A 25,011-nucleotide genomic window follows, 5' to 3' on the forward strand; every position below is an offset into this window, starting at 1 on the left:
GGGATCGGTCCTAAAAGACGCCCAACCGGCGGTTTCGAAGCTTTTGTATTCGAACAGCAAGAGTGGTCAGGTAGATGACAAACTCGTTTTTCTTTTCTTGTTCGAGTTCGATGGAATCCTGCCACTGGGCGGATTCAATATCCCGGAATGCAGCGACTACCCCAATGTAGCGGGCTTCACTGGAGATGCTGCGGTTGTAGTCGACGGTCTGTCCCGGTGTCAGCTCGTATTCCGCACTTCCGACCAGGTCACCGCCCAACAGTTTCTTGTCGTTATCCGCGAAGTCAAAAAAGCTGCCATTTTGAAAGGCCGTCAGCTCTTTCAACTCGTAAACCCGGACCACAACCGGTGCCGGATCGCCATTTTCGTTGGGGTTGACGTTGGCATCGGCCTGCAGCTCGATCTTGATTGGTGTCGGCTTGGCGACACGCGAACACCCGGCAGAAATGGCAATGGGCGCAGCCAGAAGTCCGATGCACGCTGATCGTCGGGTCAGGCTCATTTCTTCCTCTTATTCCAATAATCGTCGGACATGCGCCGCGCCTGCTCTTCCTGCACTTGCGTAAAGGCTTCCATGATCATCTGCCGCACGACTGCCTCATAGTCCTTGCGCATGTGATCATATGTGCTGCGCGCCGTATCCCACTTGTCGCGACGCCCCCCAAGACTTCTTAGGCGCAATGCGCCGTCGCCGTCACCGGCCTGCGCCAAAGCTTCTGGGGATAATTTTTCAAACATCAATCGCATCGCCCGTTGCATGGCCGACATGATCACCATCGAATGGCTTTGCAGATCCTGAAAAGCGTGACGGGTTGCCTGCGCGGGCGACAGATAGCCTTCGGTCCTCGTCAACAGCATTTCGTCCAAGGCCAGCTCGCCGACCTTGAAATACTTGAACGGGTTGTTTTCTTTCGGTTCGATCCGGGTTTCGTCAATCCGGAACTCCGACTTCACGACCTTGCGCGCGGCCATCATCGACACAAGGCCGGATGCCATTTCGCGAACCATGGCTCCGACATCCTGAAGAATCTGATCCCGGATCGCTTCGGGAACCTCGGCTTCAGGAAACCCCATGGCCCTCAATAGGATCTGCAGATCCTCGTCGCTGCGCGGCCCGGTCGGCACCGGGATGTTCGGGACTTCCTGAACCGATGCAGAGGCTTGCGGCTCTTGAGGAGCCGAAGACACCGGCATGGGTTGCGGCGGCATCGCCTGCGCGGGCATTTGTGGTTGTTGGGCGGCTGCGGGCACCGGTTGCGGCGCCCCGGCCAGCCGGGCTTCGTCCTTATCCGCACCTTTGGCCTTGGCATCAAGCGCTGCAACCCGTTGTTCACGTCGGGCTTTGAGCGCGTCCAGATGAGACAGACCGCCAGCGGTTCCTGGCCCGGGCATCGGCGGCATCATTGAAGAAACAGGTGCGTTCAATCCAGCACTCTGCGGCATTGGCGGAAGGGACGCTGATGTGGAAGCCTGCTGGGCGGCTTCCTGTGTTGATACCGGAGATGGAGCTGTCGGCGCCTGCTGAGCTCCAAAAGAAAAATCGTCCGGAATGGTCGATTGCGCGGCGGGCTGAGGAGCAGGCGATGGTTGGGGCTGCACGGAAATCGGCACACCGCCCTGCGCAGCTCGCGCGTCCGGAAGCGCGCCGCCTGGAAGGGACGACCAGAAATCGTCCGGTATGCCGCCGGACGCTGGCGGCGTGGCAGCTGGCGCAGGCGTAGCACTTGGTTGTTGTTGAGCCGACTCTGCCGGCGGCAATGCGACCGGTTGAGGCGGAACGCTGGCGGCGACTGGTTGCACCGGTTGGGCGACGGGTGCGGCTGTAGCCTGCGGCAGAACTTGCACTGCCGGGGGCACTGCAGTTGGTGCTTGCGCACCGGCCTGCATGAAGTCTTGCGGGATTTGTTGCGTGGATGCCTGCGGGGCGGCACTCACCGGCTGAGGCGCTGGATCACTGCCCCCAAGATAATCCAGCGGATCCAGAGACTGCTTGCCTTTCGGAGGTGCACCGTAGGTCTGTCCCGGTGCCAGGAATTGCGCATCCGGAGTAAAATCGGGTTGCGGCTCCACTGCAGCAGCTGGCTGGACCTTTGGCTGCGCGACGGCAACAGGTGCGGACTGCATGGGCTGCTGCGCCGCGACGAGTTCTGCCGTTATTTCATAAGGACCAGCTGTCAGGACAGTCCCCGGCCCCAGCGGAACAGACCGGCCGCGGCCAATTGGCTGCTCCTGTCCAGCAAGAAACGTCCCGTTTGTGCTCTCGTCAATCAACAAGAATGCACCACCTTGAAACACAACGCGCGCATGTATGGATGACAAGATCCGATTGGGATCAGGAAGAACCCAGTCACACTTCTTTGAGCGCCCAAATGTTCCACCGGAAGGACCGTACCGGAACTGACTGCCCAAAGCCGCGCAGGTCAGGATCAACTCACTGCTCATGACACCATCAGACCGTTGGATTGTATTTCGGCAGGCCCCGTCCCGGGCGCATGACCGCTCGCATCCGGCGTAGCATGTTCCAGCTCACCGGTATAGTCCGGTCCGCTTCCCAATGGCAGGCCCGTCAACTGAACAGGATTCTCCAGTTGGCTGTCTTCCTCGGCATCGAGCCACAAAGAAACACCCAGCCGGATATCGCCGACTTGTCCGGCTGTCACCGTGTCCTCCTTGAAGACGAATTGCAGATCCCAATCGAGTGGGTCCCGCATGACCATAGCCAAGAGTTCGGCAATTTCTGGGTGCCGCTCTCCTCCGGGCATGAACGGTTTGAGTTTTTCATAAGGCGCAGGGCCCATCCGGACGGTGAACTTGCCGAGATCGTCTTCAACCTCTTCGCCCAGCACCATGTCCCCGCCAAGAAGGGTGTTTCGAACACCGAGCGAGATCTGGCTGTCTTCACCCATCACAACGTGGCGGTTCACATACTCAATGATTTCGCACGGCACCTTGAAGAAGCTCGACAAGACCGATGCAACGGCCTCGGCGGAGTTCGAGTACAGCGACATCAATCCTACATGCGGCAACAGCGCGGATCTTGCGACGGATCCGATTTCCGCCCGGTCCTCGATCGGAAACCCGCATAAAGCCAGGAAACACTTGGACGTCGCATCAAGGCCATGGTCTTCAAACCGGATGTAGTGCCGTGAGCGGCGCCAAATCTGATACAAGAGGATCGTCAGACGGTGATTGAACAGATCCAAAAGATCTTCAAGAGAAGACGGGTTTTCGTCACTCTCGATAATCCGTTCCGTGACGTTCGGCGGCAAAGGCGATGCCGGGCCATAAAGGCCGAGGAAATTCACCCGGATATCAAATTTGTCGCGCGCCTCGTCATAGGAGATCTCGGAGACATCACTGGCTCCGAAACTCAATGAGCGGGTGGCGCGGAACTGGATCGGTTCATCTTTCGGAGCGTGGCCCGGACCCATTTTGTTGACGTCCGCATGCATCAAGCCGATGAGGTAGACGAGCTGAAAGAATTGGCTGTGCGCAAGGTGCCCGGCAAGAGCTTTGTGTTTTTCCGTTGCCTCGACAACTTCCGTCATAGCTGCGCCGCGCTCCCTTCCTTCGGATCCCAACTCAAGAGCGTGTTGCTGTCGGTCCCGATGATCGAGAGGCGATGCAGACTGTTGATGCTGGCATAGGATTTCAAAAAGCGGTCCAAGACACAGCCGAAGAGGTACATCTCCGCCTCTCCGCCCATTTCACTCTCGGCAAGCCGAAGCACAAGTTCATAGGCACGGACGGGCCGGCCATTGCGGAAGATATCGACGCTCCGCCGTTCGAAACTCTTGAAGCTTTGAAGCAAGAGGTCCCGCTGAAGCGCGGCCTGCCGGTCCACATTCGCCCGGAAATCATAGGCCCCGATCACCGTGCGCAACGCTTCGACGTCGATCAGTGATGCATAGTTTCGGGAGAGGTTGGCAATCAGCGTCCACAGGATCCGGTCATCAAGCGGCGGTGGAACCTCGCCCAAAATCCGGGTGATGTTTGTGAACACCAGTTTGGCCGGTGTCTCAGATGTCGGCTGGTTGACAGACCCAATACCGAACTTGCTGGCGTGTTCCCCATTGGAGCAGAGCAGATTGAGGGAGATCGTTTCGGTCAGCGGTTCACCGGCTTTGTTCAACCGGGTCACAAACGAGATGTAGTGGTCGATTCCACTGCCGAGAACCGACGGTTTGATGGTCGCTCGGTAGTAGAGCTTGTCCGGATCCGCCCCGGACGTATCATGCGAGAAGGATTCAAACGCCTGATAATCAATTCTCTTGCTGCTGCCTTGCACCCAACCGGTCACGGACAGCACGTCGTGGACGCTGCGCAGTTCGCGCCCGCCAAGCGGCCGCACCGGATACTCACTGCGATCATGCGACACCAGAAGGGCCTGGCCTTCGGCCTCAAACAGATTGACCGCCGGTGTGGTGTTCAACTGAATCTGGTGTGGCATCACCCGGCTGAGGTTGGAAAAGCCCTGATTGAAATGAAAGACCAGTTTGAAGCTGTCCGCGGTGACGCGAGCGTATTTCTCAAGGCCGCGGATGCGGACATACATGAATTTTTCAGGGCAGGAGAAGTACTCCTGCATGATCCGGAACCCGTCAAATGAGCCTTCCGGGTACGGCAGGCTCGCTTCGTCACGCTCAAACCCGACCGGCTCCAAAACCACGTCCGCTGTGATCGGGTCCTGCCCCTTTGGCAACAGTTGAACCGACCGCAACCGCTTCATCAGATAGAGGTAAAGCTGTTGCGCCGTGTTGGTCTCGCCTTGCCCGCCCAGATAAAGGGTCAGCGGTGCAGCCGCCAATGCAGCCAACCCTGCACCAGCCGTTTTCGTAAAGGACAATTCGAGCGACGCGCTGTCCTTGCGGTTGTCCAGGTTGGTGTCGCTGATTTCCAGCGGCAGAACGTTGAGGTCCAGGGTTGTGCGGAACGACACCGCTTCGCCGTTCATGGAGGCGGTCTTGACCGACGTCCCCTTCGGAACGCGAATGGCCAATTCAGAAACATCCGGCGCGTGCCGGAATTTCAAAGTCGTCATCGGCGGGACAGGCCGCAGGTAATGCGGCCAGATCAGCTTGAGCAGCGAATGCGCCACTTCCGGCATTTCAGCATCCAGCCGCTGACGCAGCCGTCCGACGAGAAACGCGAAGCCCTCCATGAGCCGCTCGACATCAGGATCGGTCGGATCACCTGCAAGATATTTGGACAGGCGCGGGTTTGCCTTGGCAAACTCGCCTCCGAGTTCCTTGAGATAGCTGAGTTCATCCCTGTAGTAGGAATTGACCGACATCCAGCACGTATCCTTTTACGGCTTAAGCAGTGAGGCGCACCTTGCCCGAGCTGTCCAGCACAGAATCAAAACGCACGCGAACCTGCCGCGTACCATATTTCAAGTCTGCCTCAACGTTGAACACAAACTCCAGCGGACGGTTCGGATCCTCAATCGTCCGGACCACCGGATTGCTCAATCGGGGTTCGAATTTGATGATTTGCTGTTCAATATCCCGGCACAACTCTGCAGCCGTGTCCTTGTGGCTCTGGTTGACGGCGTTGAAGTCCGCAAGCCCATAGTCAGGACGCGTTTCACAGCAGCCTGCCATTGAGTTCAACAGGATACGCAAGTCGGCGAGAATACTGTCCATCAGCGCCGCCTCATGCTGATCCAGCGACTTGAACTCATCTTTCAATACATCGCCTTCAAGACGCTGGAAAAGGGAAACCGCCACAGCAGAAGTCCTCTTGAAACAACACAGGGCACCAAACGTTTGGCGCCCTGTGAAAGGTCATTCGTCAAGACACTGACCGACTTAAGCCTTGTCGAGCTTGCCTTTCAAGGACAGTGTGAAGTCTGCCCCCATGTACTTGAAGTGCGGCTGTACCGCCATCGACACGCTGTACCAACCTGGTTCGCCCTCAACATCCGATACGGTGATCGACGCCTTGCGCAGCGGACGGCGTGAACGCACGTCTGCGGACGGGTTGTCCTGGTCAGATACGTACTGACGGATCCAGTTGTTCAGCTCGGACTGCAGTTCGTTGCGGTCTTTCCAGCTGCCGATGTTCTCCCGCTGCAGCACTTTGATGTAATGCGCCAGGCGGTTGATGATCATCATATAAGGCAGCTGTGTGCCGAGCTTGTAGTTCAGCTCCGCATCCTTGGCTTCCGGATTGTTGCCGAAGAACTTCGGCTTCTGAACCGAGTTTGCCGAGAAGAACGCAGCGTTGTCGGACCCCTTGCGCATGGTCAGGGAGATAAAGCCCTGTTCGGCAAGTTCGTATTCCTTACGGTCGGAAACCAGAACTTCTGTCGGGATCTTGCTCTGCAGTTGCCCCATGGCCTCAAAGGTGTGGACCGGCAGATCCTCGACCGCCCCCCCTGACTGAGGGCCGATGATGTTCGGGCACCAGCGGAACTTGGCAAAGCTGTCGGTCAGCTTGGTCGCCATAGCAAACGCTGCGTTGCCCCAGAGGTAGTTCTCGCTCTTGGAACCAGACTCTTCCTCGTAGTTGAAAGCCTTGACCGGTATGGTCTCGGGGCCGTAAGGCGTGCGCAGCATGAAGCGCGGCATGGCCAGCGCGAAATAGCGGGAATCTTCCGACTCGCGGAACGAGTTCCATTTCGCGTATTTCGGTCCTTCGAAAATGGATTCCATGTCCTTGAGGTTCGGGATCTCCTCAAAGGTATCCACACCGAACATGGCCGGCGAAGCTGCGGCGATGAACGGGGCATGCGACATGGACCCAACGCTGGCGCAGTACTGAGCCAGTTTGATGTCCTGTGAGCCGGGGCCGAAATCGTAGTTCGTCACAACAGCGCCAACCGGCTGACCACCGAACTGACCGTATTCAGCGGTGTAGATGTGCTTGTAGAGGCCGGACTTAACGACTTCCGGGCTGTCTTCGAAATCTTCCAGAAGCTCGTCCTTGGAGACGCTCATCATTTCGATTTTGATGTTCTGGCGGAAATCGGTCCGGTCCACGACGAACTTCAGGCTGCGCCAAGCGGACTCCAGCGTCTTGAAGTCTTCATTGTGGATGATCTGATCGACCTGATCCGACAGTTTCTTGTCGATCTCGGTGATCATCATGTCGACGGCAGCGCCAGAAACCTGGCTTTGACCGTCGGTCGGCTTCAGAAGTTCGGAAATGAATGCAGCAACGCCCTTTTTGGCGACGTCATAACCGTCGTCGCTCGGAGCGAGTTTGGTTTCCTGCAAAATCTGGTCAAGCAACGAGGCGTCGAGTTCCTCGGTTTGCGCGCCGGCGCCCTGTTGCTGGTTTTCGGTGTCAGCCATGTTCACGGTCTCTGATCTTGCTGTGGTCCGGGTAAGATGAAATCAGCGGGCGCCGGTTGCGCCGCCGATTTGAACGGCACTTATTCGCCGTCGCCGGAATTGCCGGTCGTCTTGGTGAGTTCAGCCAGAAGTTTTTCGCGCGCAGCCTCATCGCCGAGAACATTCTGGATTGCCTTGCGGAACGCCGGAACGTTGCCCAGCGGCCCCTTCAAGGCAACAAGCGCCTCACGCAGCTCCAGAAGTTTGTTGAGTTCCGGTGTCTGACGCACAACGGATTCAGGAGAGAAATCGGCCAGGCTTTCGATCTTCAGAGAAACGGAGAGCTTTTCCTGCTCTTCGCCTTCCTGCTGCTCGACCAGCTTGTTGTCTGTCGACATGTCCAGCTTCAACTCGTGGCTTTTCATCACCTCGTTGAAGTTGTCCTTGTTGATGTTGATCAGGGACCGGTCTTCGACGGGCGTGTCGTCGGGACGCATGGTGTAATCCCCAAGCATGACGAGCTTCAGCGGAAGTTCAACTTCTTCCTTAGCGTCTCCCGTCGCGGGCTTGTACTTGATATTTACCCGCTCCTTGGGAGCGACGGAGGATTCTTTGGACATGCCTTCTCCTTAACGTCAGTCGAGCTTCCGATGTCACTTACGGAAATCATGTTTTAAAACTGGTGCTCCCCTGTCGGGGGGGCACTCTAGAACTGTTTCATGTCAAATCTGTCTAGAAGAGTCTTAAAAAAGACCCCTCAAAGACATGACTTTTTTCAAAAGGCACACAACAAAACCACTTTGCGCGGTCATCGCTTGCCCGTCAACTCGGCAGCCGCGCCGAGATCCAGTATCGACAAAGTTTCCATGACTGAGGCCTTTAAAGGCACCAAATCATTGTCAGAAATGACCTGACGGATGTTTTTGTGGTTGAGACTACGCCATGAGAGCCGGGCCAATTCGACGACCAAGTCTGGCTCCCAGGCCGCCAGATTCGCGTCTTCTGCCGTCTTTCGAAGCCGCGACAATTGAGCCACCAACGGCTGAAGAACATCGAACTGCAGGCACAATTCACTCAGCTTCAGCTGTCCACGGAACCAGTCCCGCTCCGCCCGGCAGCCGGCGCAATAGTCTTTCAAGACCGCCAATCCCTCAACAACCTTACCGGCCTGAGCCAGGCTAGCGGCTGTTGATGCGGCCCCTGCGAGCTGGTCCGCGTCACCTCCTGCATCGCCGCCAACGGTAACACTTTGATTGATCCATGCTTTCGCCTCACCGCTCGCGAACGGCGTTCCGTCGCTGAAGGACAGGGACAACACATCCGGCAAGCGTTTCAAGAACCCGGCCAGTTCCCCCTCAATCAACAGACGCGCATGATCATATTCACTGCCGAGCGCACTCATCGCTTCACAGATCATGAAGTGCGCATCGATCCAGAACGGCGATGACATGAAGGCGCCTTCGGCTGACTGGATCAAACCAAGATGATTTCCAGCTCCCTTGAGCGCTTGCAATTCCGCAATCCGGTTTTTCTGAGGTGGTGGCAAACTGGTCTTTCCACTGTTGGAGGGCGGTAAGACCATGACACGGCCCCAGACGGCGAAGCGGGCACAAAGATACCCTCTCGGATCCTGCGGCGCGTGTTGCCGGCTACTGGACGCCACCTTGCCGGCTGCATTGAAGAGTGATGTGAAAGCCGCATCCCCATCGCCATCCACGGCCACTTCCGGAACGGCTATTGGCGCGGCGGCTTGGGCCGAGACGGGAGCTTGCGGTGCTGGTGCAGCAACAGGGGCCGGTGCAGAAGCTGTGGCGGCAGGCTCGGCGGCGGCTGGTTCGGTTGCCTGAGCGCTCTCCGAACCTGCCTCTGCTGCCGGACTGGCAGCCGCCACTGCACCGGCTTCCTTCGCATCTTCCGCGGCTTGGGCCGCCGCTTCTGCCTCGGCTTTCTTTCGCGCTTCTTCCTCAAGCACCGAGCGTATGTTTTTTGCAATTGGGCGGAGCGCGCGGATCAACGGACCAAGAGCTGCTTGCGATTTGGTGAATTTCTGTTCAAGTGCGGTATCAAGTTCAAGCAGGTAGTCATGCGCCTGAAGCGCAGCCATGCCCTGTTCGCCCTCTGGCGTCTTTCCCTCGACAAGTGAGCCGAGTTTTTCTGCAAACCAGTCGAAGGCCCCTGCCCGGCCGCGTTCACGCCGCACGGGAGGCATCATGTCTTCCCAATGGTCCTTGGACATGTCTTCGAGGATCTTGACGCCTACCGCGAGGCCCTTGAAATCTTCCTCCAGAAAAAGACCATAAGCGAGCCGGGTCGCCAGAACGAGATCCTTCGAGTTATCCTTTAATACATCGACGGTCTTCTCGTTGAGCATCTTCCAGTTGACGGCAGATGGCCCGTCGATCTCCATTTTCCGGAATTCGGATTCAAGCTCCTCAAATTCCGGACTGTCGCGGAACTCTTCCTGCCCGTCCGCATTCGCCAGTGCAACCTTGCCGACCTCTGCCCGTGGGTCGGACAACTCAGGAATTACAATCTCTTCAGCCATTGGAGTATTCCCCTGTCACGGCCCGCAGCATAATGGTCTTCCGGCATCCCACTTCGTCACAGCCAGATCACCGGTCCAGGCTCGGACCATATACCGCCACGTCATTGACAGGAAACACCCGTTGCGTTCTTCATTTTATAAGATTTTCATGCTTCAAGGGAAATCCACGCACTGACGAGTTTCAGCCCCTAATCAATCCTGTGGAAGGTATGGTCCAAATGGCGGATGCGGCGCATCTCACGATCGATAACGAAACGGTGGACGGGATTCGGATCATTTGCCCCAAAGGCAAATTGGAGACCCTGTCGGCAAAGGACTTTGAAGCACATCTCAAATCAGCCGCCCAAGAGAGCGATGCCAGCCTGCTGATCGACATGAGCGGCGTGGATTATGTCACCAGCTTCGGCCTGCGGTCCTTGTTGATCATCACCAAACAGATCGCCCCGGCAGGACGCAAACTGATCCTCTTCGGCGTCAATCCATCGGTTCATGAAGTCCTAAAGATTTCCGGCTTCCTTAAAATCCTCAGCGTGGTTGAGGGACGCGATGATGCTCTGGCAGAGATCCGGGGCTAGCTGCCGTTATGTGCGCCCAGCGCCTTAAAAGGAGACCGGGCAGATGACATCGGTTCTCGGGACTTTGGAAGTTGCGAACGAGTTAGAGGAACTCTCCAGGATCTATACCTTTCTGGATGACCTTGCTGCACGCCACGGTCTTGATGACCACATTCGCCGTCATCTCTCGTTGATTCTTGAAGAGCTGTTCTCTAACACCGTGTCCTACGGCTATCCAGAGGCCGTGGCTGACACCATCAAAATCGAACTTGCCAAAGACGGGGACAGGCTCGCCTTGACCCTGGAAGATCACGCAACCGCTTTTGACACCGGGACCGCACCTGTCCTCGATATGACCGAGGCGTCTGCCGAGGACATGTCAGTTGGCGGATTGGGTCTCTTTCTGGTCCATCAGGTGTCTGAAGAGGTGTCGCATTCCCGGAACGACGGCACCAATACGACGCGGGTGGTTTTGCGGTTGAGCTCCAGCGGAACCGATCAGAACTGAAACTCGATCATTGAATAGTCATCCGGCAACTCGGATTGACCAGACTTTTTCTGAACCCACTCTAGAATATGTGAAGGTATGGAGCCGTCTGCGGCAAGTGCCTCGTTGGCCAGACCCTCAAGGCTTAAGACATCGCCTTCAAGGTCATCCACCTCATAGGTGCCGTCACTCAACACCAACAAGCGATCTCCTGATCTTACCGATACGTCGGACTGGTCGAACGTCATATCTTCAATGGCGCCGATCACCATGCCTTCGCTCGTTCCAATGAGCGAAAACGCCCCCTCTTCGTTGACCGCTGGCAACAGAACGGCTGCCGGATGCCCCCCGGACGCATAAGACAGTTTACCGGTCGACCTTTGAAAAACGCCGTACCAGATGGTGAAGAACATGTTGTTCTGCCGTTCCATTGGGAAGGCGTTGTTCAACTTGAAAAGCACATCGGAGGGGATACGAAAATCTGTTTCCGGCAGCGCGCAAGAGCGCAACACGTTGATAATCGAAACAGAGAGCAGCGCTGCACCAACCCCGTGTCCGCAGACATCGATCAGGTATATGGCAAAATGATCGCTATCGAGGTCATGATAGCCGAAGGAATCGCCACCAAGTTCCGTTGACGGAACCAAAAGCCAGTCCGCTTTCGGGCCTTCCGACCTCGGCTCCGGCAGGATCGACAACACATACCGGCCCGCGTCGGCCAATTCGGCCTCAAGCCTGCGTTGGGTGTCCAGAAGAAGCTGATTGTTCTCGGCAAGCTGATCTTCCACGGCCTCGCCGTGTTCGATGGTCGCTTCATAAAGCAGCTGCAGATCCGCTTGCTCGGCTTTCAACTCTGCCAGCTCGGCGCGCAGGGCTTCCAATTCATCTTTCATAGATGCGCTGTACCCGCCGGTTTGAGAATCAGATGAAAACGAATCCGCCATTTTCCGTTTCTAACAACAGTCAGAGTTTTCCGCCGCGCTCCTCGCAGCCGTTCCGCTAGTCATTTAACGACGTTTGTTGGTTTTGGAAATACACTGCGCAAGAGCAGCGAAAAATCAACATTCCCCAGATGCTTGCGGATAGATCAGCCCCGCATCTTGTCACCTATCAGAATAACTGCCAAAAGCCTTGATAATTCATACTGGTTGACACTCAAAGTTCAAACAGTTGAACTAGGGATGGGGCTAATATTTACCATTCTGGTTGGATCTAGCTTAACGATTTCGACGTCATACTTCCTGCCGCGGTGATAGGGAGCCGCAGTCATCTGTGTTCGGAAACTAAAACTGAGCGCAAATTTCGGCGTCAATAATGGAGTTTGGGCGACGTGTCATATTCGAACGCCAGCGGAGCGGGCGAAACGCCGATGATCGAGATCGATCTGGATGTTCGCGATTTTTCTTCAAACTGGGCCAACTGCGATCTTGTTTCGAGCTACGTCTCCCGGATGGTTTGTCACAACCGTCTCGATTCCATGCTGTTTGCCAATCTTTATTCATCCGCACTCAATGAGCTGATGGAAACAGCGTTCCACAGACACGGAAACGACGGCAAGGTCGTGTGCCGGTTCAAACGCCGTCAGAATGCAGACCGGATCGAGATCGATATGCCCGGCAGCGAAGATGTCGCGCGTTTTTACGATGACGCGGTCGCCTTGACCAAGCGTCCAGACAAGGACGCCATCTATCTGGATCGCCTTTTCTCAGCAGAGAACCCGGATAGATCCCTCGGTCTTTTGGAGCTGAGCGTCGATTATGGGGCGGAGTTCAACCTGACCCGTGACCAATCAAACAACCGTATTTGCCTGACGGCCGATCTTGTTTTCGAGGATAATGCATCGTGACTTCCCCAGCGACTGGCCACGCATTCGATTGGCGTTTCAATGAAAACGATCAGGAATTCTCCCTGCAAGGCAGCTTGCGGCCGCAATCCGCCGATGAGCTCAATGGCTGCATGGAGGCCCTGGATTCTGCGACGTCTACCGTCAAAGGCCGGCTCTATCTGAACGTCCGCCGCCTCGTGCGTATGAACAACGTTGCCTTTCAGGCGATTGCCCGGCACCTGGTCGATACTTGCGTTAACCGGCCAGACCTGAACATCCAGGTAACAACGTCGAGCTGTGTTGGATGGTCAACACGCAAATTCCAGGCTTTGGAAAGCGCGAACCAGAACATTACGGTCAGTGAGTACGATAGCGACTTTTATCCGGGGCAGACCTTCCTGGAAGAAGGTGGTTTCATTCCGATTCTGCGGACACAAACCAAGCTGACCTGGCACCACGAACGCGAAATCCTCGGCCGTCATGGCCTGAAGCCTGGCATGCAGATGGCGGACATCTGTTGCGGAATTGGTGATTTCGCTGTTCTGGCGCAAAAGGAATACGAACTTGGCCGGCTGGTTGCGCTCGATCACTCAAAATCAAGCCTTGATTATGCGCGTAAGGTTGCCGCGGAATTTGGCGTAAAGGGCATCGAGTATGTTTATGGCGATGCCTCTGAGATGCTTCTGGAAAGCAACCAGTTTGATTTCGTCACTTGCCGCCATGCCCTGCAGGTTTTTGATCATCCGGAAGAGATCCTGAAAGAACTCTACCGGATCTGCAAACCGGGCGGCCGGGTCTACATCACAAACGAGAAAAACTCGCACTGCCTTGGCGAACCGCGGTCCGAAACCATTCAGTGGACCTATAACGAGGTCGCCAAGCTCTGGGACCACTTCGATATGGATATCGAGCTCGGCCCCAAGAGCCGGCGCTATCTGATCGACGGCGGGTTTGAAGACATCAAAATGGAAAGCTTCATGGTCACCAACCTTGACGGCAATCCACAAGACTTCGCTGACATCATCCAATCCTGGGAAAACGTTTATGCTGGCCAAATGGCCGTAGAACGTGGTGACAGTCCGGAACAGATTGCCCGTTTCCGGCAAGGTTTCCAGGATCACATTTTTGCTGCCCTGCACCCCAAAGGCTACGCTGGTTGGCCAATCTGGGTTGCCTCTGGACGGAAGCCTCTATGACACAGACCCAGTCTCCCGCGACCGCGAACAAGGCCGATCAGGAAGAAGAGATCGGCCGTTTTTCCCGGCACAGTTTTCGCGCCAAGTTCCTGCTTGTGGTCGGGGCGGCCGTGTTGTTCGACATTATGCTGGCTGGCGGTGTTGCCATCTGGAACGTGCAACGGCTTTCCAGAGACGCAACCGCAACTGTGAGCCAGGGTCTGACGGAGGCAACGCAGGAATACCTCAATACCTATATCGACACGACAGCGCTTCGCACAAACCTCCTGCTCGATCAGACATACTCTGAAGTTGAGACCCTCGGCAGCTCGCTCCAGGCTTTGATCGATCACCCGGAGACGGAAATCCGGATTGGCGAAGCAGTGGAAAGTGACCCGGAACTGGGCGATCAGGACATCACCTTTGATCCGCAAGGCGGTTGGGCTCAGAACCTTGCAGGTCCGTCTGTTGTCAGCATCTGGGGCTATTTGCTTGATGATGAGGGCAACCTCCTGCCTAGCGCCAGAGAGGAAGTCATTGACAGCGCCGCCTTCAACCTGGTGGCCCCTGCCCTGATGTCATCAGGTTCGCAGAAGCTGCAGATGTACTATGTCGGTCCCAAAGACACGCCGATCATGCGGACGACGCCCTATACCACTCAGGCGCAAACCTTTGATCGGCTGTATCCAGGCCACAACGAAGAGAACTTTTGGGATTTCTTCTTTCCCGGCGTTTATGAGGGCTGGCAGAACTGGATCAGCGACCCCTCTTCCCGTCCAGTCGACCGAAACATTGTTGCAACAGAACCTTACATCGACGCGATCACCGGCGCTCTGATTGTCAGTTTCTTCGAACCGCTGTGGACCCAGGACCGGTCTGACGTCGCCGGGATGGCGGCTGTTGATGTAACGCTCGACCAGTTCGGCGAATTGGTTGAGAACGTGCAGATTGCTGACACGGGCTTTGGCTTCCTGACCAGCTCCGCCGGCAATGTTATTGCTGTGAGTGAAGTTGGCGCGGAAAAGCTCGGCCTCATCTCAGTTGATGCCACGGGTCAGGGCGTAACCGGGATCAACCGCTTCTTGAATCAGAGCCGTTATCCCGCGATCTCGAACCTTCTGTTGCCGGAAGACGCCAACACGGTGATCAAAACCCTCGAAATTGACGAAGGCAATGGGCCAGAAAACTTTATCGTTGTTTTGAAACGGCTGGATCCGGTGAACCTCTGGAACGGCTCCACAATTGTCTCAGAGAGCCTGACCCTCGGCTTCCTCGTTTCTGAAGGGGAAATGTACGAAACGCTTGGCGAGGTGCAAGAGGAGATATCCAACGCCACCCGCAGCATCGTTCAATGGCAGATCGCGGCCCTGCTGATCAGTTTGGTGATCGTTTTCATCGCCGTTTACGCGATTTCTGGCCGGATTACCGCTGGCCTAAGCGCCCTTGCAGACGCCGCCCGCGCCCTTCAAAACAAGGACTATTCCGTCCGGGTGAAAATCCCGAGCAAGGATGAGGTCGGAGCCGTGGGCACGGCCTTCAACCGGATGGCAGAGGAAATCAGTTATCATACGGAAAACCTTGAAAAACTGGTCGAAGAGCGCACCGGCAAACTGGAAACCGCGAACAAGGAAATCGTCGCGCTCAACAAACGTCTTCAGAACGAAAACCTGCGACTTGGCGCTGAACTTGATGTGGCGAAACGCATCCAGGAGATGGTGCTGCCAAGGCGCAGTGAACTGGAAGGCATCGCCCAAATCGAAATCGCTGCCTACATGGAGCCGGCGGATGAAGTCGGCGGTGATTACTATGACGTTCTCCATGACGGCGGCCGGGTGAAAGTCGGCATCGGCGACGTGACCGGGCACGGGCTGGAAAGTGGCGTACTGATGCTCATGGTGCAGTCTGTTGCCCGGGCCTTGCAGGAAAAGGGCGACAACGACCCAATTGCTTTCCTCGAAGTGCTCAACCGGGCGCTTTACAAGAACATCGCGCGGACCAACTCCGACAAACACATGACCCTCGCCTTCGTTGATTACGAGGATGGCAAGGTCACGCTCTCCGGACAGCATGAGGAAGTGCTGATTATCCGGGCGAATGGCGATGTCGAACGGATCGATACGGTCGAACTCGGTTTCCCGGTTGGCCTGGAAGCGGACATTGCACCATTTGTGCAAACTGAAGTCCTGAATTTCGGTCCGGATGATGTTCTTCTTCTTCACACAGACGGTGTGACAGAGGCGGAAAACCCGGACGGCGTTCTTTACGGCTTCGACAGGATGTGCGCCTGCGCCAAAGCCAATGCGGGCAAACCAGCCAAAGCCATTATTGAGGCGATACTGACGGAAGTTAAAGCACACATTGACACACAAAAAATGTTTGATGACATTACCCTTGTGGTGATGAAGCACAGGTAGGCTATGACAGTGACATTCGGACACGCCGAGCTGACGAATGGGCCGTCAGCAACCACGCTCCACATCACCCTCGCCGCAGAACCGCTGGAGCTGAGCTGGCAACACTGCGGAACAACCTCCGATTTTCTTGGCGATTATTTTGCAAAATGCTGTGCAAAGGGGGTCGATCAGGTCGACGCCCGGCACAGCATCGGCTACTTGCTGAACGAAATATTGGAGAATGCGGTGAAGTTCCGCCACGATGGCAACATCGAGATCAGCTGCTCTCTGGACGGAAATCATTTCGAATCCGAGATTTCCAATGTGATTGATCCGGCCACGGCAGAGAAGTTTCAGGAGCTCTTGACGGAAATCCTGGCACGAGATCCGGGCGAACTTCTTCTGGAACGCATTGAAGCCAACGCGACCGATCTGGACTCCTCCGGGTCCGGACTTGGGCTTTTGACGCTAATGAGCGATTATGATGCAAAACTCGGCTGGCGCTTCACGCCGGATGCCAGTAATGGTTCGGTCAACTTGAAAACTGTAGCTGCGCTGACATTCTCCTGAGCGCATACATAATTCCGAGGGAACGATTAGAATGGAAATCAGCACCAACGACTACCGTGTCTGGGCAGAAGGGTCGAAGATCCATTATGAAGGCACGATGCGTCTGTCTGGTACGGAGGCGTATGCGCCAATCCTGGAACTCATGAACAATGTGCTCGATTCCAAACCGGAAGAAATCGTACTTGACCTGACCGGTCTGGAATTCCTCAACAGTTCCGGCATCAACCTCCTTGCAAAGTTCACCATCGAGATCCGCAAGCAACCGGAAATCGGTGTGCGTGTTCTCGGTTCCAAAGCCATTCCGTGGCAGTCCAAGTCCCTGCGTAACCTTCAGCGTCTGCACAAGTCTCTCGAGTTGCAAATCAACTGACGGCTGCACATCGCAGCGGCCGGGAAATCGGACATGATCAGCGGACGCCACATTCCCGCAAAAGGAAAAGCCCTCATGGCACTCTTGTGCCTGGGGCTTGCCGCATGCCAGACCTCGACCAATCCTGAATTCAAAAGCACTTATGTCGGCAAACCGTCGGCAGACTTCTTTCTCAAATATGGCCCGCCCTCGGACGTGATTGCCTATGATGCAATCCCGAAAGGAGCCGATCCGATCAACTACCCGGGCGGAGATCCCAAGGAGCTCGTTTACTATTGGTCGTCCATCAACGAGCGAACCTATACGGAAAAGAAGAACCCGAAGCCGCTGACAGACGAATGCAATCTGGCGATCCTAACGCGGGCTGACGGCAAAATCCTCCGGATGGAAGTCCAGAGCACTTCAATGCCGCTTGAGAAGGTGAAGGCGTACTGCGAGACCATCGTCGAGTAGCCCGCATCTGCGCTCTGCGATTTCCCTTTACATTTCCTATGTTTCAGCACCCTTTTGCCGGTCCCGAAGCACGCTGTGTCACCTAACGTGACCCGACTTATCTCCTATGCAAAATTTCGAATACGACGAAACAATTGTTTCAGAAATTGACAATCAAAAAAACAAATGAAACAGTGCGCGCATGACATCTGCGCGACCACAAATCCGAGCTGCCATCACAGCAAATTACGCTGATCTCAGCGAGACCTTGCGGACGGCCGCGGATTACCTTGCAGACAACCAGCTTGAAATCGCAACGCGCAGCCTGCGGGCGATCGCCGCCGCAAGCGGTGTCTCCCCTGCCAGCTATACCCGGCTCGCGCGGGCCATCGGTTTTACCGACTACGAAGCCTTGCGCGAACAGGCGCGGATGGAACTGAGCCAGCGCGGCAGCAGTTTTCAGGACAAGGCCCGGCAGCTTCGAAACGAGGCGGATCAGCCCTTGTTGCCCCGTCAGGCGGCTGCCTGTGTCGACAACATCAAGGCGCTCGTCGACGACATTGATCCGGTTCGGTTGGAACAGGTTGTTGACTGCCTGTCAAAAGCGCGCAGGACTGTTGTTGTCGGCGCGCTCGCTTCAGCCGGCTTTGCCGATTACTTCGCGTACCTCGCCAACTGGTTCAATGATCGCTGGATCGTGGCAGGGCGCAATGGCGCGTCCCTGGGCGGTGCACTTGCAAGTCTGACCAAGGACGATTGCATCGTGATCGTGTCTAAACACCCGTATGCCCACCGCTCGGTCCGGGCGGCGGAACTTGCAGCAGAAAACGGTGCGAAAGTGATCGTCCTGACCGACAGTCATGCGTTTCCAGGGTTGCAATTCGCAGACCATCACTTCATTCAGCGCACTGAAAGTCCACACTTTTTCTCATCTTACGCGGCCACGCTCGTTCTCATTGAGACCATTACGGGCATGCTGGTCGCGCGAGCCGGTTCCGAGGCGGAAGCCCGGATCCAAAATGTCGACAGGCACAATCGCTTGCTCGATGAACTTGAAAATGTCTAGGGTGGTTGGACCGCTCTGGAACAAAAACTGAAATAGAGGGAAGCCTAGTCAAATGATGATGAAACTGAACCTTGCAGGTGCTGTTCTTGCGACCAGCATCGCCTTCACCGGCGCAGCTGCCGCGGAAGAATTCATCACCATCGGCACCGGCGGTGTCACAGGTGTTTATTACCCGACCGGTGGCGCAATCTGCCGCCTGGTGAACCGGGATCGCAAAGACCACGGCATCCGTTGCTCGGTCGAATCCACTGGTGGTTCTGTGTACAACATCAACACCATCCGTGAAGGCGAGCTGGAGTTTGGTGTTGCCCAGTCTGACTGGCAGTTCCATGCCTTCAACGGCACATCCAAGTTCGAAGACAAAGGTCCGTTCGAAGAGCTGCGCGCTGTATTCTCCGTACACCCGGAGCCGTTCACCGTTGTGGCTCGCGCAGATTCCGGCATCAAGACTTTTGATGACCTGAAGGGCAAGCGCGTCAACATCGGTAACCCGGGTTCCGGTCAGCGCGGCACCATGGAAGTTCTGATGGAAGCCAAAGGCTGGACTGCGGACGATTTTGCGCTCGCAACCGAGCTGAAAGCTGCCGAGCAGTCCGCAGCTCTGTGTGACAACCAGATCGATGCAATGGTCTACACCGTTGGTCACCCGTCCGGTTCCATCCAGGAAGCCACCACCGCGTGTGACTCCGTACTCGTGACCGTTGGCGGCGACGCTGTCGACAAGCTGGTTGCTGACAACAGCTACTACCGCACCGCCACCATCCCGGGCGGCATGTACCGCGGCAACGATGCTGACACCGGCACCTTCGGTGTGGGCGCAACCTTCGTGACCTCTTCCAACGTGTCTGAAGACACTGTTTACACCCTGGTCAAGTCGGTCTTCGAAAACTTCGATGCCTTCAAGAAGCTGCACCCGGCATTCGCCAACCTGAAGCCGGAAGAAATGGCTCAGGACGGTCTGTCCGCTCCGCTGCATCCAGGTGCTGCGAAGTACTACAAAGAAAAAGGCTGGATCAACTAATCCGACCTTCTGAAACATGGGCCCGGGAGCAAGCTTCCGGGCCTTTTGTCAGCACAGCCATGCCACACAGAAGATCGCGTGCTGTTTTCAAAACATGTCTTTGTCCAGAGCAGCTTCGCTCATAGGATCTTGGGAATTATCGGACCGGCGAATTGGGGGCCGGACAAACGGGGGAACATTTGATGTCTGAAGAGTATCAGGCGAACAAGAAGGCCGGGTCGAGTGGCCTGTCTGAGGAAGAGCTTCAGGAACTGGTCGCAGCGTCCGATTCCGGCTCGCGGAACCCTGCCGGCCCGATTGGGCTCTTTCTGGCAGCTGTCGCTTTGGCATGGTCCGCTTTCCAGGTTCTTCTTGCGTCTCCCCTTGCCAACTATGTTCTGCCCAGCGACCTGATCAACAACAGCCGCCAGGTCCACCTTGCCTTTGCCATCTTCCTCGCCTTCATGGCCTACCCGGCTCTGAAAAGCAGCCCGCGCCATCACATCCCGATCCAGGATTGGGTCCTGGCCCTGTCCGGTGCGTTTCTCGCGCTCTACGGCCTCTTCTTCTATGAGAAAATCGTCAACAACGGCGGCCTCGCCGACGACATCGACAAATGGTTTGCGCTCGCAGGCATCTTGATCCTGTTTGAAGCTGCACGCCGGACCCTGGGTCCTGCGATGGCCATCGTCGCCACCGTCTTCCTGCTTTATGTCTTTTTCGGTTCTTCCCAATGGGTCCCGGAAGTCATGCGCTGGAAAGGCGCATCGCTGCAAAAGGCGATGAGCCATATGTGGATCACGTCGGAGGGTGTCTTCGGGATTGCCCTTGGCGTCTCCACCAAGTTCGTATTCCTGTTTGTTCTATTCGGCGCCCTGCTCGATAAAGCGGGCGCGGGCAACTACTTCATCAAGATGGCCTTTGCAGCGCTCGGCCACCTGAAAGGCGGCCCGGCCAAGGCGGCCGTCGTGGGGTCAGCCGCAACGGGCCTCATCTCCGGTTCGTCCATTGCGAACGTTGTTACCACTGGCACTTTCACCATTCCGCTGATGAAGCGGGTTGGCTTTACCAATGAACAGGCCGGTTCCGTTGAAGTTGCGTCGTCCGTAAACGGGCAGATCATGCCACCTGTCATGGGTGCTGCCGCCTTCCTGATGGTGGAGTATGTCGGCATTTCCTATGTCGAAGTGATCACCCACGCCTTCCTGCCTGCGGTCATTTCCTACATCGCATTGGTCTACATCGTGCACCTGGAAGCGGTGAAGCGGAACATGCCGACCATCGGCCACAAGACCGTGTCCACCTTGCGTACCGTCATGGGCATGTTCTTCTTCTTCGCGGGCTTTGCTGCGCTTTGTTACGGCATCAAGTTCCCGATCGGCTGGATCACGGCCCTTGTACCGGATGGCGCCAGCTGGATCCTTGCGGTTCTTGTTTTCGTTGCATACGTCGTGCTTCTGAAGCTCGCCGCGAGCGTTGACGACCTGCACCCGGATGATCCCAATGCCAAGGACATCGTCCTTCCGGAGATCGCCGACATCTACAAGTCCGGCCTCTACTACCTCCTGCCGATCGTTGTGCTTGTCTACTTCCTAATGATTGAGCAGAAGTCTCCGGGCCTCTCCGCGTTCTGGGCAACCACCCTGCTCTTCGTCATCCTTCTGACCCAGCGGCCGATCAAGGCGATCTTCCGCGGCGAAAACAAGATGGTCGAGGAGTTCAAGGAAGGCGTTGTTGATCTTGCCAAGGGCATGATCGATGGGGCCCGCAACATGATCGGCATCGGCCTTGCCACCGCAACCGCCGGCATCATCGTCGGCACCGTGACCCTGACCGGGATCGGCCAGGTGATGGCCGACCTTGTGGAACTGGTCTCTGGCGGCAACCTCGTCCTGATGCTGGCCTTTGTCGGACTTCTCTCGCTGGTCCTCGGCATGGGTCTTCCGACCACGGCGAACTACATCGTGGTGTCCTCGCTGATGGCCGGTGTGGTGGTAGAACTCGGTGCCCAATCCGGCCTGATCGTGCCGCTGATTGCCGTTCACCTGTTCGTCTTCTACTTCGGCATCATGGCGGATGTGACGCCTCCGGTGGGACTTGCCTCCTTCGCCGCAGCCGCGGTATCTGGCGGTGATGCGATCAAGACTGGCTTCACGGCGTTCTTCTATTCGCTCAGAACCGTCGCCCTGCCGTTCGTCTTCATCTTCAATACCGATCTGCTTCTGATCGACGTCGGCTGGGGACAGGGTATTCTGGTCTTCATAATGGCGACGATAGCCATATTGGCCTTCACGGCCGGAACCATGGGCTATTTCGTCACCCGCTCACGCATCTATGAGAGCATCGCTCTGGTGCTTGTTGCTTTCATCCTGTTCCGTCCGGACTTCTTCATGAACCGGATCCAGCCTCCGTTCGAAATTGTTCAACCGACCAGTTTCGTTGAGGCCGTTGGCGAGGCTAACCCGGGAGACGAGATCCGCATCACCGTGAACGGCCCCGACTTCGATACAGGATCTCAGGCGGAAACGACCTTCATCCTGACCGTCGGAGACGAGCCGGATGCGGAAGCGCGCCTGTCTGCTGTTGGCCTGACCGTCTTTGATGAAGACGGCGTGATGAAAATGGATGAACCCTTCCCGGGCACACCGTTCTTTGAAACACTCGGCAACTTCGATTTCTACGGGGATGACCCGGTCCAGATCGCAAAAGCCCAGGTGTCTCTTGAACAAATGCCGAAGGAGCTGATCTACATCCCGGGTCTTCTGCTGCTCGGCCTGATCTATCTGCTCCAACGCCCGCGTGCCCGCGTCGAACGCAAGGAACTGGAAGGAGCTCCGGCATGAACAAGACCATTCTTTGCGCCGTCGACATTACCCATCCGGAAGACCGCGAGGTCCTTCAAACGGCAGACAAACTCGCCCAGCTCGACAACGCCCAGCTCGACGTGATCACCGTTGTGCCGAATTTCGGCGTGACGCTTGTAAGTTCCTATTTCGATGAGAACTTTCAGGATGAGATCGTCAACGACACACAAAACAAGCTGACAGATATTGTCGGCAGTGTCTTGGGCGAGGAGCGCAACAAGGAGATCCGTCACGTTGTTGCGACGGGCTCGATCTACGAAGAGATCCTGGAGCTGGCGAAACGCACAGATGCGGACCTCATTGTAATTGGGGCACACAAACCTCAATTGCGCGAGTTCCTGCTCGGACCAAACGCGGCCCGCGTCGTTCGGCACTCCAAGTGCTCGGTCTACGTCGTCAGGGTCTGATCTGACAGTACAGACACAAACAAAGGGCCGGAATTTTCCTGCCCTTTCTCTTTAGTTCAATATCTTGAAGCGAACGTTCTGGATGTTGAGCGGCCCCGCGGGTGTCATCAGGCGGGCTCTATAAAGCAGAAGGTACGGTTTGCCCGGCACCTCGGCCAAGTGGATCTCCATCGACGTATTTGCTTCCAACTGCTGGATTGTCTTGCGGTTCGGCCTGTGACCGGCGATTGCCTTGTAACGGGCAGAGCAAGTGAGGACACCACCGGAATAGCCCTTCCGGCCGCCCCTCTTCTGATACTTTGTCTTGTAGTCCAGAACGATGTCATACCGGTCACGGCCATCATAAATCGGAACCGTGCGCTTGCAGCTGTCCGCGTGCAGGCCCTTCGGCGCTGGAAACAAGACCGCAGTCAGCGGATCGATCACACCCCGTTTGTGGGCATCCGTGACCCGGATCCGCTCGTTCATCCTGTCTTGGGCCGGGTGGATCTTGGTGCCCGTGACAGAGCCATTCGCCATAGAGAGCGAAACCGTGTTCGGTTTGCCGTCTTCTTCCGCCTGCATCGAGAAGGCAGCCGGACTCAGGCCTTGCGGCGATACTGAGCCAGTCGCAAGCACATTGCCGGAACCATCAGAAACGAAATTGCCAAAGGCTGCCATCTTGCCCTGCCCGTGGATCTTGTAGGATTGATCCTGAAGATCGACGGAAAGCGCGCCCTCGCCGATCTTCAAACCCGTCAGCGAGATGTCGTATTTCACATAAAGGCTGCTCGCCTCGACCGGCATGGCAACTAAGCAAAGTGCAGCGGCAAGTGATTTCAGGTGCATCGGGCTCCCCTTCGTTCCGGCTCCTCATCATTTCTGAAAAGGAGATTGCCCGATGATTTGGGCACCAGTACGGAGAGTTGGTTCATCTGACATTCATGTTGCCAGCACGCCTCACGGCCCCAATCGTTCAAAGAACGTTGCTCAACGTCCGAAAAGCGCATGGATTTGGAAAGGATGCTGTTGCATTACCTCCTGCGACGCCTATTTGATCGTAATAATGCGATGACTTGAGACGTCACACCGGTCATCGTTACGAGATCGACCAATATCCGGTTCTGGAGACATTGACCAAATGAGCGATACGACCACTTACACCCCGCCGAAAGTCTGGACCTGGGAGCAGCCAAGCGGCGGCCAGTTCGCCAGCATCAACCGGCCGGTCTCAGGTTCCACGCATGAGAAGGAATTGCCGGTTGGCAAACATCCTTTGCAGCTCTATTCGCTTGCCACTCCGAACGGCGTCAAGGTCACCTTGATGCTTGAGGAACTGCTCGCCCTCGGGCATAAGGGCGCAGAATATGACGCCTGGCTGATCAAGATTGGCGACGGCGATCAGTTCGGAAGCGGCTTTGTCGGCGCAAACCCCAATTCCAAGATCCCGGCCCTGGTCGATCACAGCACGCCTGCCAAAACCCGCGTCTTCGAATCTGCGTCAATCCTGATGTACCTCGCCGAGAAATTTGGTGAATTCCTGCCGGCAGAAGGCCCTGAGCGGACAGAAACCCTCAACTGGCTGTTCTGGCAGATGGGCTCTGCGCCCTATCTCGGCGGCGGTTTCGGTCACTTCTATGCCTATGCGCCGGAAAAATTCCAGTATCCGATCGATCGCTTCTCAATGGAGGCCAAGCGGCAGCTGGACGTGCTGGACAAGGCGCTCGCCGAGCGCCCCTTCATTGCGGGCGAAAATTATTCGATCGCCGATATGGCGATCTGGCCGTGGTACGGCGGGCTGGTATTGGGCCGTCTTTACAGTGCAGCGGAATTCCTCTCCGTCCATGAATACAAGAACCTCGTTGCCTGGGCTGAAAAGATTGACGCCCGTCCGGCAGCAATCCGCGGGCGCATGGTCAACCGGGTCTTTGGGGACGAAAGCGGACAGCTCGCCGAGCGGCACGATGCCTCTGATATCGATGCGCAGTTGGAGATTGCCAAGGCGGCCGCCGAATAAACGGCTTCTGAGGCTATTTGCAAAAAAGGCGGTTCAAACGGGCCGCCTTT

Annotated in this window: 23 protein-coding genes; 13 read left to right on the plus strand and 10 right to left on the minus strand. The window is 56.3% G+C overall.

The annotated features are described in order from the left end of the window. Window positions 1-10 precede the first annotated feature (10 nt). From tssJ to ACQY4Z_RS03445, 8 genes are all read right to left on the minus strand, one after another. The gene (gene tssJ / locus ACQY4Z_RS03410; protein ID WP_133950724.1) at window positions 11-502 is read right to left on the minus strand and encodes a type VI secretion system lipoprotein TssJ; all 492 of its coding nucleotides are present in this window, start codon (window positions 500-502) and stop codon (window positions 11-13) included. After that, window positions 499-2,442, minus strand: a complete 1,944-nt coding sequence (tagH, locus tag ACQY4Z_RS03415) for a type VI secretion system-associated FHA domain protein TagH (protein WP_428526686.1) — start codon at window positions 2,440-2,442, stop codon at window positions 499-501. Before tagH ends, tssJ begins: the two co-directional genes overlap by 4 nt. After that, window positions 2,439-3,548, minus strand: coding sequence for a type VI secretion system baseplate subunit TssG (gene tssG, locus ACQY4Z_RS03420; RefSeq protein ID WP_428526688.1), 1,110 nt, complete (start codon window positions 3,546-3,548; stop codon window positions 2,439-2,441). The genes tagH and tssG overlap by 4 nt, the downstream gene beginning before the upstream one ends. Next, entirely contained in the window at window positions 3,545-5,293 is a 1,749-nt protein-coding gene (tssF, locus tag ACQY4Z_RS03425; protein WP_428526690.1) for a type VI secretion system baseplate subunit TssF, read from the minus strand. Before tssF ends, tssG begins: the two co-directional genes overlap by 4 nt. A 22-nt stretch (window positions 5,294-5,315) precedes the next feature. Next, window positions 5,316-5,729, minus strand: coding sequence for a type VI secretion system baseplate subunit TssE (gene tssE / locus ACQY4Z_RS03430; RefSeq protein ID WP_166672759.1), 414 nt, complete (start codon window positions 5,727-5,729; stop codon window positions 5,316-5,318). A gap of 81 nt (window positions 5,730-5,810) precedes the next feature. After that, window positions 5,811-7,298 (minus strand): type VI secretion system contractile sheath large subunit, encoded by a 1,488-nt coding sequence (gene tssC / locus ACQY4Z_RS03435; RefSeq protein WP_428526692.1) that lies wholly within the window; start codon window positions 7,296-7,298, stop codon window positions 5,811-5,813. Between the two features lie 80 nt (window positions 7,299-7,378). Beyond that, window positions 7,379-7,897, minus strand: a complete 519-nt coding sequence (gene tssB, locus ACQY4Z_RS03440) for a type VI secretion system contractile sheath small subunit (RefSeq protein WP_209173353.1) — start codon at window positions 7,895-7,897, stop codon at window positions 7,379-7,381. Between the two features lie 188 nt (window positions 7,898-8,085). After that, complete coding sequence (locus ACQY4Z_RS03445) at window positions 8,086-9,822, minus strand: TssA family type VI secretion system protein (protein ID WP_428526695.1); 1,737 nt, start codon at window positions 9,820-9,822, stop codon at window positions 8,086-8,088. A 218-nt stretch (window positions 9,823-10,040) separates the two neighbouring features. Between ACQY4Z_RS03445 and ACQY4Z_RS03450 the strand changes: the two genes are divergently transcribed. Together ACQY4Z_RS03450 and ACQY4Z_RS03455 are read left to right on the plus strand one after the other, a co-directional pair. Next, the gene (locus tag ACQY4Z_RS03450; protein WP_428526697.1) at window positions 10,041-10,397 is read left to right on the plus strand and encodes an STAS domain-containing protein; all 357 of its coding nucleotides are present in this window, start codon (window positions 10,041-10,043) and stop codon (window positions 10,395-10,397) included. Between the two features lie 43 nt (window positions 10,398-10,440). Then, entirely contained in the window at window positions 10,441-10,884 is a 444-nt protein-coding gene (locus ACQY4Z_RS03455; RefSeq protein WP_428526699.1) for an ATP-binding protein, read from the plus strand. Here ACQY4Z_RS03455 and ACQY4Z_RS03460 read toward each other — a convergent pair. Continuing rightward, window positions 10,875-11,807 carry a PP2C family protein-serine/threonine phosphatase gene (locus ACQY4Z_RS03460; RefSeq protein ID WP_428526701.1) on the minus strand — a complete coding sequence of 311 codons (933 nt, stop codon included), beginning with the start codon at window positions 11,805-11,807 and terminating at the stop codon, window positions 10,875-10,877. The two genes, ACQY4Z_RS03455 and ACQY4Z_RS03460, sit on opposite strands and share 10 nt — an antisense overlap. 386 nt (window positions 11,808-12,193) lie before the next feature. On the opposite strand from ACQY4Z_RS03460, the gene ACQY4Z_RS03465 reads away from it, so the two are divergent. The 10 genes from ACQY4Z_RS03465 (at window position 12,194) to ACQY4Z_RS03510 (ending at window position 22,965) form a co-directional block, all read left to right on the plus strand. Continuing rightward, entirely contained in the window at window positions 12,194-12,709 is a 516-nt protein-coding gene (locus ACQY4Z_RS03465; protein WP_428526703.1) for a hypothetical protein, read from the plus strand. Next, a complete protein-coding gene (locus tag ACQY4Z_RS03470) occupies window positions 12,706-13,884 on the plus strand; it encodes a class I SAM-dependent methyltransferase (RefSeq protein ID WP_409690817.1) in 1,179 nt (392 codons plus the stop codon). The genes ACQY4Z_RS03465 and ACQY4Z_RS03470 overlap by 4 nt, the downstream gene beginning before the upstream one ends. Beyond that, on the plus strand, window positions 13,881-16,277 hold the full coding sequence (locus tag ACQY4Z_RS03475; protein ID WP_428526705.1) for a SpoIIE family protein phosphatase: 2,397 nt from the start codon (window positions 13,881-13,883) through the stop codon (window positions 16,275-16,277). The genes ACQY4Z_RS03470 and ACQY4Z_RS03475 overlap by 4 nt, the downstream gene beginning before the upstream one ends. A gap of 3 nt (window positions 16,278-16,280) precedes the next feature. After that, entirely contained in the window at window positions 16,281-16,826 is a 546-nt protein-coding gene (locus ACQY4Z_RS03480; protein ID WP_286182966.1) for a slr1658 superfamily regulator, read from the plus strand. A gap of 31 nt (window positions 16,827-16,857) precedes the next feature. Continuing rightward, window positions 16,858-17,196 (plus strand): slr1659 superfamily regulator, encoded by a 339-nt coding sequence (locus ACQY4Z_RS03485; protein ID WP_055671004.1) that lies wholly within the window; start codon window positions 16,858-16,860, stop codon window positions 17,194-17,196. 75 nt (window positions 17,197-17,271) lie between these two features. After that, a complete protein-coding gene (locus tag ACQY4Z_RS03490; protein ID WP_420338127.1) occupies window positions 17,272-17,649 on the plus strand; it encodes a hypothetical protein in 378 nt (125 codons plus the stop codon). 181 nt (window positions 17,650-17,830) lie between these two features. After that, window positions 17,831-18,694, plus strand: coding sequence for a MurR/RpiR family transcriptional regulator (locus ACQY4Z_RS03495; RefSeq protein WP_133950757.1), 864 nt, complete (start codon window positions 17,831-17,833; stop codon window positions 18,692-18,694). Window positions 18,695-18,746: 52 nt separating this feature from the next. Further along, window positions 18,747-19,715 (plus strand): TAXI family TRAP transporter solute-binding subunit, encoded by a 969-nt coding sequence (locus tag ACQY4Z_RS03500; protein ID WP_409690809.1) that lies wholly within the window; start codon window positions 18,747-18,749, stop codon window positions 19,713-19,715. A gap of 182 nt (window positions 19,716-19,897) precedes the next feature. Then, window positions 19,898-22,537 (plus strand): TRAP transporter permease, encoded by a 2,640-nt coding sequence (locus ACQY4Z_RS03505; protein ID WP_428526709.1) that lies wholly within the window; start codon window positions 19,898-19,900, stop codon window positions 22,535-22,537. Beyond that, the gene (locus ACQY4Z_RS03510) at window positions 22,534-22,965 is read left to right on the plus strand and encodes a universal stress protein (RefSeq protein WP_409690805.1); all 432 of its coding nucleotides are present in this window, start codon (window positions 22,534-22,536) and stop codon (window positions 22,963-22,965) included. Before ACQY4Z_RS03505 ends, ACQY4Z_RS03510 begins: the two co-directional genes overlap by 4 nt. Window positions 22,966-23,016: 51 nt before the next feature. Here ACQY4Z_RS03510 and ACQY4Z_RS03515 read toward each other — a convergent pair whose 3' ends face one another. After that, window positions 23,017-23,793 (minus strand): DUF3108 domain-containing protein, encoded by a 777-nt coding sequence (locus ACQY4Z_RS03515; protein ID WP_428526711.1) that lies wholly within the window; start codon window positions 23,791-23,793, stop codon window positions 23,017-23,019. A gap of 292 nt (window positions 23,794-24,085) precedes the next feature. On the opposite strand from ACQY4Z_RS03515, the gene yghU reads away from it, so the two are divergent. Further along, entirely contained in the window at window positions 24,086-24,961 is an 876-nt protein-coding gene (gene yghU / locus ACQY4Z_RS03520) for a glutathione-dependent disulfide-bond oxidoreductase (RefSeq protein ID WP_420338129.1), read from the plus strand. The last annotated feature ends 50 nt before the right edge of the window (window positions 24,962-25,011 follow it).

This window comes from Roseibium sp., from assembly GCF_965276855.1.
In the GTDB taxonomy this organism is placed as follows: domain Bacteria; phylum Pseudomonadota; class Alphaproteobacteria; order Rhizobiales; family Stappiaceae; genus Roseibium.